Source organism: Streptomyces sp. T39, assembly GCF_008042045.1.
Taxonomy (GTDB): Bacteria; Actinomycetota; Actinomycetes; order Streptomycetales; family Streptomycetaceae; genus Streptomyces.
The window spans coordinates 1-651 of record NZ_RDBP01000065.1; the positions used below are offsets into that span (position 1 = coordinate 1).

Sequence of the window (651 nt, forward strand, 5' to 3'; positions counted from 1 at the left end):
GCTTCTCCTTGCGGCGCTTGACCAGGTCGGACATGACGGTCGGCACGTACTGGTTGCTCTGGAGCGCGGTCTCGGTGCCCCTGACCATGTCGCGGACGGCGGCGCCGATCGGCAGCGCGTCCTCCTCCGGGACGCCGAACTGCCGGGCGAGCACCAGGATGGGCAGCTTCTGCGCGAAGTCCGCGACCAGGTCGGCGCGGCCGGTCTTGGCGAACTCGTCCACGAGCTGGTCGGTGTAGCGGACGACGTAGCGGCGCACGCCGTGGCGGTTGAACCGGGCCAGGCTGTCCGTCACCGCCGCGCGCAGCCGGGCGTGCTCCTCGCCGTCGGCGAAGACCAGCAGCGGCTGCCAGGCGGTGACGGGCAGCAGGGGCGAGTCGGCGGACAGACGTGTGTTCCATATGCGCGAGTCGCAGGACCACAGCGATGGTAAGCGCATGACCTCGAGGTTCTCCCGGTGGCCGAGCACGAACCAGGCCCGGACGTCGCCGGGGAGCAGCACCGGCGCGATCTGCCCGTGCTCCTTGCGGAGGGTGTCGTAGCGGGCGTACGGCATGTCCGCTGGCCGGTTATGGACACAGCCGCCGGTCTTCCGGGCAATTCCCGCACGGCGGGAGCCGGTTCGCGTCCGGCCCCGCCGGGGCGGCGGAT

General features: G+C 71.6%; 1 pseudogene. It reads right to left on the reverse strand.

The window, feature by feature from the left end:
* Positions 1 to 556 (reverse strand): annotated as a pseudogene (locus tag EAO77_RS35060) (cytochrome P450); the annotation flags it as partial.
* Between the last annotated feature and the right edge of the window lie 95 nt (positions 557 to 651).